The organism is uncultured Flavonifractor sp. (assembly GCF_944387675.1).
In the GTDB taxonomy this organism is placed as follows: domain Bacteria; phylum Bacillota; class Clostridia; order Oscillospirales; family Oscillospiraceae; genus Flavonifractor.
The window spans coordinates 1-6,477 of the sequence record NZ_CALXFV010000114.1; the positions used below are offsets into that span (position 1 = coordinate 1).

At 64.2% G+C, this 6,477-nt stretch carries 9 protein-coding genes; 5 read left to right on the top strand and 4 right to left on the bottom strand.

Annotated features, from left to right (window positions below; all coding sequences use genetic code 11):
• Complete coding sequence (gene guaA, locus Q0J74_RS09810; protein ID WP_297214048.1) at nucleotides 1-1,542, bottom strand: glutamine-hydrolyzing GMP synthase; 1,542 nt, start codon at nucleotides 1,540-1,542, stop codon at nucleotides 1-3.
• 109 nt (nucleotides 1,543-1,651) lie between these two features.
• Nucleotides 1,652-2,416, bottom strand: coding sequence for an SDR family NAD(P)-dependent oxidoreductase (locus tag Q0J74_RS09815; protein WP_297214051.1), 765 nt, complete (start codon nucleotides 2,414-2,416; stop codon nucleotides 1,652-1,654).
• Nucleotides 2,417-2,562: 146 nt separating this feature from the next.
• Here Q0J74_RS09815 and Q0J74_RS09820 point away from each other — a divergent pair, with 146 nt between their 5' ends.
• Genes Q0J74_RS09820 through greA form a run of 3 tightly spaced genes read left to right on the top strand, consistent with a single transcriptional unit; the run spans nucleotide 2,563 to nucleotide 4,146 of the window.
• Nucleotides 2,563-2,967, top strand: a complete 405-nt coding sequence (locus tag Q0J74_RS09820; RefSeq protein ID WP_297214054.1) for a DUF3783 domain-containing protein — start codon at nucleotides 2,563-2,565, stop codon at nucleotides 2,965-2,967.
• Between the two features lie 53 nt (nucleotides 2,968-3,020).
• Entirely contained in the window at nucleotides 3,021-3,617 is a 597-nt protein-coding gene (locus Q0J74_RS09825) for a glycerol-3-phosphate acyltransferase (RefSeq protein WP_297214057.1), read from the top strand.
• Between the two features lie 25 nt (nucleotides 3,618-3,642).
• Nucleotides 3,643-4,146: a GreA/GreB family elongation factor gene (gene greA, locus Q0J74_RS09830; protein WP_297214060.1), complete on the top strand. Its 504-nt coding sequence runs from the start codon at nucleotides 3,643-3,645 to the stop codon at nucleotides 4,144-4,146.
• 24 nt (nucleotides 4,147-4,170) lie between these two features.
• Here the strand turns inward: greA and Q0J74_RS09835 are convergent, their stop codons facing one another.
• Nucleotides 4,171-4,551, bottom strand: a complete 381-nt coding sequence (locus Q0J74_RS09835) for a DUF4363 family protein (RefSeq protein ID WP_297214062.1) — start codon at nucleotides 4,549-4,551, stop codon at nucleotides 4,171-4,173.
• A complete protein-coding gene (locus Q0J74_RS09840) occupies nucleotides 4,548-5,228 on the bottom strand; it encodes a DUF421 domain-containing protein (protein ID WP_297214064.1) in 681 nt (226 codons plus the stop codon). Before Q0J74_RS09840 ends, Q0J74_RS09835 begins: the two co-directional genes overlap by 4 nt.
• 89 nt (nucleotides 5,229-5,317) lie before the next feature.
• Here Q0J74_RS09840 and Q0J74_RS09845 point away from each other — a divergent pair, with 89 nt between their 5' ends.
• Both Q0J74_RS09845 and Q0J74_RS09850 read left to right on the top strand, forming a co-directional pair.
• A complete protein-coding gene (locus Q0J74_RS09845; RefSeq protein ID WP_297214067.1) occupies nucleotides 5,318-6,154 on the top strand; it encodes a metallophosphoesterase in 837 nt (278 codons plus the stop codon).
• A gap of 183 nt (nucleotides 6,155-6,337) precedes the next feature.
• A partial coding sequence (locus tag Q0J74_RS09850) for a carbamoyl-phosphate synthase domain-containing protein (protein ID WP_297214069.1) occupies nucleotides 6,338-6,477 on the top strand: 140 nt, incomplete at its 3' end.

Consider the following 6,477-nt stretch of genomic DNA (forward strand, 5'->3'; position numbering starts at 1 on the left):
TCATTCCCACTCGATTGTGGCGGGCGGCTTACTCGTGATGTCGTAAACGATGCGGTTGATACCCCCCACCTCATTGACAATGCGGGTAGAGATTCTGTCCAGCACATCATAGGGGATACGGGCCCAGTCGGCGGTCATGAAATCGCTGGTGGTTACCGCCCGGAGGGCCAGGGTGTAATCGTAGGTGCGCCCGTCGCCCATAACGCCCACGGAGCGGGTGTTGGTGAGCACGGCGAAGTACTGATTGATGTTTTGATCCTCGCCCGCCCTGGCGATTTCCTCCCGGTAGATGGCGTCGGCCTGGCGGAGGGTATCCGCCTTCTCCTTGGTAATATCCCCGATGATGCGGATGGCAAGGCCGGGGCCGGGGAAGGGCTGGCGGGACACCAGATACTCGGGCAGGCCAAGCTCCCGGCCCAGCTGCCGCACTTCGTCCTTGAACAGCATACGCAGAGGTTCGATGATCTCCTTGAAGTCCACATAGTCGGGCAGGCCGCCCACGTTGTGGTGGCTTTTGATCACGGCGGCGTCGCCGGCGCCTGACTCGATGACATCGGGGTAGATGGTACCCTGAGCCAGATAGTCCACCCGTCCGATCTTCTTGGCCTCTTCCTCAAAGACCCGGATGAACTCTTCCCCGATGATCTTCCGCTTGCGCTCCGGCTCGGCCTCGCCGGCCAGCTTCAGCAGGAAGCGGGTTTCGGCGTCCACCCGGACGAAGTGGATGTCCCAGCGGGCGAAGGCGGCCTCCACCTCGTCCCCCTCATTGAGGCGCATCAGGCCGTGGTCCACGAAGACGCAGGTGAGCTGGCTGCCCACCGCCTCGGCCAGCAGGGCGGCGGCCACGGAGGAGTCCACCCCGCCGGACAGAGCCAGCAGCACCTTGCCGTCCCCGACCTTCTTTCGAATATCCCGGATGGCGGTGTTCTTATAGTCCCCCATGGACCAGTCGCCCACGGCGCCGCACACCTCGTAGAGGAAGTTGCGGATCATATCCACGCCGTGCTGGGTGTGGTTTACCTCAGGGTGATACTGCACGCCGTAGAAGCCCCGCTTCTCATCGGCAATGGCCACATTGGGGCAGGCGTCGGTATGTCCCACCAGGGCGAAGCCCTCCGGGACCCGGGCCATGTAGTCTCCGTGGCTCATCCAGGACACCCCCTGCTCTGGCAGGCCCTTGAACAGCTTACAGCTGGTATCATAATAGGTCTCGGTCTTGCCGTATTCCCGGGCGGTGTCCGCCTGGGCGGCGGTGACCTGGCCGCCCAGGGTGTGGGCCATGAGCTGGCAGCCGTAGCAGATGCCCAGCACCGGCACCCCCAGCTCAAAAATGGCGGCGTCCACATGGGGGGCATTTTCGTCATACACGCTGCTGGGGCCGCCGGTGAAGATGAAGCCGATGGGCGCCATGGCGCGCAGCTGCTCCAGAGGGGTGGTGTAGGGCTTGACCTCGCAGTATACCCCGCACTCCCGTACCCGGCGGGCGATCAGCTGGTTGTACTGGCCGCCGAAATCCAGGACGATTACGGTCTGATGGGACATGGTGGTTCCTTCTTTCTCTCTTAAGCTCATCTGGTGGGCAGACGGAAAATTTACGGTTTAGGATATCACATTTTGCCCCGGAGCGCAAGCTGCCGGGCCGCCAGGGACCTCAGAGCCGGCGGAGTCCCTCCCAACAGGCCATGATGAAGCAGTGGGGGAGGAACTTGCTGGCCGCCCGCTGCACCAGAGCGGGCAGGCCGCAGGTGGTGACGGCCAGCACCCGGCTGTCCCGCAAGGCTCGCCGGGCCACCGTCTCCGGCCGGAGGGCGAAGGGGTAGTGGCGGACGGTGCGGCCGTTTTTGGTGTCCCGGGCCACCTCCATAAATTCCGTTTTGATCCACCCGGGACACACCGCCGTCACCCGGATACCCCGGGGCGCCACCTCCCACCGCAGCGCCCGGCTGTAGTGAAGGAGGAAGGCCTTGGTGGCGGCATAGACGTTGAAGCCGGGCAGGGGCTGGAAGGCGGCGGAAGAGCAAATTTCCAGGACGCGGCCGCCCCGGCTCATGTGGGGAAGAACCGCCGCGGTGAGGGCCACCGCCGCCCGGCAGTTGAGGGCAATCATGTCCCCGGTCTCCTGTAGGGTCATGTCGGCGTAGGTGCCGAATTTGCCGAATCCGGCGGCATTGACCAGCACCCGCACGTCGGCTCCCGTCTCCTCCAGGCGCTTGCGCAGGACCTCCACACTTTCAGGCCGGGTCAGGTCCAGCTCCATGGGCCGCAGGGGAGTGGACAGCTCCGCGGTCAGCTCCTCCATCCGGTTTCGCCGGCGGGCCACGCCCCAGATCTCATCCAGGCCGCCCAGCCGGTCCAGGCGGCGGACAAAGGACCGGCCCAGTCCGAAGGACGCGCCGGTGACGATGGCGATCTTCATTGCGATTGCCTCCCTTGGAACGTTTGTTTTTCCTAGTATCTCACAAACTGCCCGGCCTTTGCAAGAGAGGGGCAAAAATATTGACGGCGGGGGAGGAGACGGGTAAAATAGAAACGGCAATCCCATGTATGAAAAGAGGGCATTTTATGAACCAACCCATGGTGCTGCTGTATAATCTGAACAACGACAAGGGAAACAAAATCCGGAGGATGTGCCTGCTCCTGGGCCTGCGCACCCGGCTGGTGGAGGCGGAGGAATACGGCATGAGCCTGAAGGATTTGGCGGCGGGCGGAACGCCGGAGACCCCATGGACGGGGGAGGACTTCCCAGACGAGCTGCTGCTGCTGGTCAACTGCCCCGGCCCCCTGCTGGACCGGTTCCTCCAGGGCTTCCGCCGGAACCGGATTCCTCCCGTGTCCCTGAAGGCGGTGCTCACCCCCACCAACGGGGCCTGGACCTCCCTCCAGCTCCGGGAGGAGCTGGCCCGGGAGCGGGCGGCCATCCAGGCGGGCCAGGCGGCCCACCCCAAGAATCCGGAAGCGGAGGGCTAAAACCGCCGTTTTGGGGCAAACTGGCTCCAGATTGGGAGCGAGAGGTGCTTACCATGGAACGGATGATCTGTCTTGTGATTGGCTATGTCTTCGGCTGCTTTCTCACCGGGGAGCTGGTGGCCCGCCGCCGCACCGGGGCGGGGGCCGCCCGGCTGGGTACGGGCAACCCGGGCATGGCCAACCTGGCCCACGAGCTGGGGCTGAGGTGGGGGTTGCTCACTCTGCTGGGGGACCTTGCCAAAACCGCCCTGGCCTGCTCTCTCTGCGTCCTGCTCACCGGGGCGGCGCTGGGGCGGATTGCCCTGCTGTGGGCCGCCCTGGGGGCGGCGTTGGGCCACAACTTCCCCTTCTGGCGGCGCTTCCGGGGGGGCAAGGGGGTGGCGGTGACCTGCGCGGGGCTGATACTCTACTCCCCCCTGTGGGGAACGGTGGCCTGCCTGTGCGGCCTGGCCGTCACCCTGCTCACCGGTTGGCTGCCCCTGGGGGCGGTGGTGATCCCGATGGCCTTTTTTCCCCTGGCCGTTCTCTTCCACGGCTGGGAGGCAGGCGCCCTGGCCGCCGCTCTGACGGCGCTGATGGTAAGCCGGCACCATCACGGCCTGGCGCGCATCCGCCGGGGGGAGGAACCCCGGAAGTTCCGGCCCAAATAATCCAAGGAAGGAAAAGAGATGCCTGATGCACGACGAACTGACCAAAAAGGATCTTCAGATGATGAAAGAGGAGCTGGACTACCGCCGTATCCAGCTCCGTCCCCGGCTGCTGGAGGCGGTAAAAGAGGCCCGGGCCTTCGGAGATCTGAGCGAAAACTTTGAGTACAAGGCGGCCAAGCAGGAGAAGAACCGCAACGAGGGCCGCATCCGCTACCTGGAGAACATGATCCGCACCGCCCGGGTGCTCCGGGAGGAGCCGGTCACCGACGGGGTGGGGCTGTACGACAAGGTGACGGTCCACCTGGAGGACGAGGACGACACCGAGACCTACCAGGTGGTGACCACCATGCGGCAGGACGCCCTCCACGGTCTGATCAGCAAGGAATCTCCGGTGGGCAAGGCCCTGCTGGGGCGCAAGGCGGGAGAGCGGGTACACATTCAGGTCAGCGACAGTTACGGCTATGACGTGACCATCCTCTCCATTGAGAAGGGGGAGGACGACGGCTCCGCCCCGCTGCGGGGGTACTAGACGGAAGGGGCGGTTCCGCCTGCGCTAGAAAATATTTTTCAGGGTGAGCTGCTCGGCCTCATAGAGCAGCTGGATTTGGGTGGTCAGGCGGGCGTTGGCGGCGGCATACTCCCCGTATTCCCGGCTCTCCAGCAGGGCCAGGGTCTCCCGGAAGGCGGTGTAGATGCTGTCTGTGTCCCCGTGGCGGAGGAGCACGTGGAGGTACACGTCCCGGCCCGTCCAGATGTCTCTGGCCTGAACGGTGAGGGCGGCGGCCTGTTCCCAGCGCTCCGCCTCCGCCAGTTCCTCCGCCTGCCCCAGCAGGGTGGAGAGGCGGTCGGTGAAGCCGTGGAGGGAGCGGATATGGAGCAGGGTCCCGGCAAAGATGGCCCCCAGCAGGGCCAGGGCGATCCAGAGCCGCTTCATTGCGTCCCCTCCTTTTTGACCAGAAAGACCTTGTTTTCCTCATCCACCATCAGCAAAAACACGTCCTGGGTCCGGCTGACCTGGTGCTGCTTCAACTGCTTTTCCAGCCAGGCCCGGTTGAATCCCCGGCTGTGGAGGGCGCGTTCCATTACCCTGCCGTCGTTGATGAGCACCGTGGGCAGCCCCGGCTCCCCGCCGCATACCCCCAGCTGCCCGGCGGTGGCCGGCTGCTGGGCGGCGTAGGGGAGTACGGAAATCTGGCCGTTGGTTTCCAGAATGGCGTATTTGACGGTGGACAGGTCGGTGATACCCTTCATCCGCAGCTCCTCCATCAGCTCATCCAGGGTAAAGCGGTTTTTCTTCATCTCCCCCTGGCGCAGCTTCCCGTTTTCCACGATGACGCTGGGTCGGCCGCAGAGCACCGCCCGGAACCGGACGCTTTTCATGGTGAGCACCGACAGGGCCATGGTGAGGCAGAGCAGGGTGAGGATGGGGATGAGGCCGGTGAGCAGGGGAATGCCGAAGTCCTGCATGGGTACCGCCGCCAGGTCGGCGATGAGCAGGGCAAGCACCAGCTCGGAGGGCTCCAGCTCTCCCACCTGGCGCTTGCCCATAAGCCGGATTCCCACGATGATAAACGCGTACAAGATAATGGTACGGAGAAAGGCGATGACCATAAAAGACCCCTCCACGCGCAGGTTTTATGATTCAGTATGGCCGGGATGCCCGCCATTATGCGGTCCCGCCGGAAAGAGAGGAGCGGCTGTTGAAAAAACGAACCCGAAAGATCCTGCTGGCCGGGGGTGTGGCGGCGGGCCTGCTGCTGTGGGCGGGGATGGATACCCGCCTGACGGTGCGGGAGTATGTGATTGGCAGCAAAAAGGTGGAGGGCGTGGTACGCCTGGCGGTGCTCTCCGACCTGCACTCCTGCGGCTACGGTGAAGGCCAGCGGGAGCTGCTGGACCGGGTGGCGGCCCAGGACCCCCATCTGGTGCTTCTGGTGGGGGATATGGTGGACGATGAACCCCGGATGCCGGAGGAGCGGGCCTTGGATACGGTGGAGGCTCTGGCGGAGCGCTGGCCCACCTATTACGTTACCGGCAACCACGAGTTCTGGAGCGGCCGGGTGGAGGAGCTGAAGGAAGCGCTCCGCCTCCGGGGCGCGGTGGTGCTGGAAGGGGAGCGGGTCCTGACGGCGGCGGCGGGGCAGACCCTTCAGATCTGCGGGGTGGACGACCCCGGTGTGGGAGAGCGGGCCTGGCAGGCGCAGTTGGAACGGGTTGCCGCGGCCCTGGAGAAAGGTGTGTTTTCCATCCTGCTTACCCACCGGCCCGAGCGGGTGGAGGACTATGCCGGCCGGGGCTTTGATTTGGTGCTGGCGGGCCACGCCCACGGGGGACAGTGGCGGCTGCCCGGCCTCATCAACGGCCTTCTGGCCCCCAACCAGGGGCTTTTTCCCCGGTACGCCGGAGGTACATATGACCTGGAGGGTACCACCCTCATTGTCAGCCGCGGGCTGGCCCGGGAGAGCACCCGGATTCCCCGGCTGTTCAATCCGCCGGAGGTGGTGGTGGTGGAACTGGTGCCGGAGGCAGAAAAATAATTAGGTGAGATTCCTATTTTTTAGAACATCGGGGCGCATTGCCTGTGAAAAACAGGTAGTGCGCCCCGGTATTTTGTCCAAATTTACAATTTTAAAAAGAGGGGGAAAAAGGGAGTTGCCTCAGGGGGAAAATGAGTGTAGAATCAAACAAATACCATGGGAAAGAAAGGCGTGATACGGGAGATGAAAGCGACCTTGATCTTGGCCAGCGGCGCGGTGTTCCAGGGGGTCAGCATCGGCTCCCCGGCGGACCGGGTGTGCGAGATGGTGTTCAACACCTCCATGACCGGCTATCAGGAGATTTTGACCGACCCCTCCTATGC

Excerpts from the sequence above, each read along its gene's own strand:
- Q0J74_RS09835 (WP_297214062.1), bottom strand. The coding sequence starts at position 4,551 with ATGAAGCGGCTCTGGATCGCCCTGGCCCTGCTGGGGGCCATCTTTGCC.
- Q0J74_RS09825 (WP_297214057.1), top strand. The coding sequence starts at position 3,021 with ATGGAACGGATGATCTGTCTTGTGATTGGCTATGTCTTCGGCTGCTTT.
- Q0J74_RS09840 (WP_297214064.1), bottom strand. The coding sequence starts at position 5,228 with ATGGTCATCGCCTTTCTCCGTACCATTATCTTGTACGCGTTTATCATC.
- Q0J74_RS09820 (WP_297214054.1), top strand. The coding sequence starts at position 2,563 with ATGAACCAACCCATGGTGCTGCTGTATAATCTGAACAACGACAAGGGA.
- greA (WP_297214060.1), top strand. The coding sequence starts at position 3,643 with ATGCACGACGAACTGACCAAAAAGGATCTTCAGATGATGAAAGAGGAG.
- Q0J74_RS09815 (WP_297214051.1), bottom strand. The coding sequence starts at position 2,416 with ATGAAGATCGCCATCGTCACCGGCGCGTCCTTCGGACTGGGCCGGTCC.
- guaA (WP_297214048.1), bottom strand. The coding sequence starts at position 1,542 with ATGTCCCATCAGACCGTAATCGTCCTGGATTTCGGCGGCCAGTACAAC.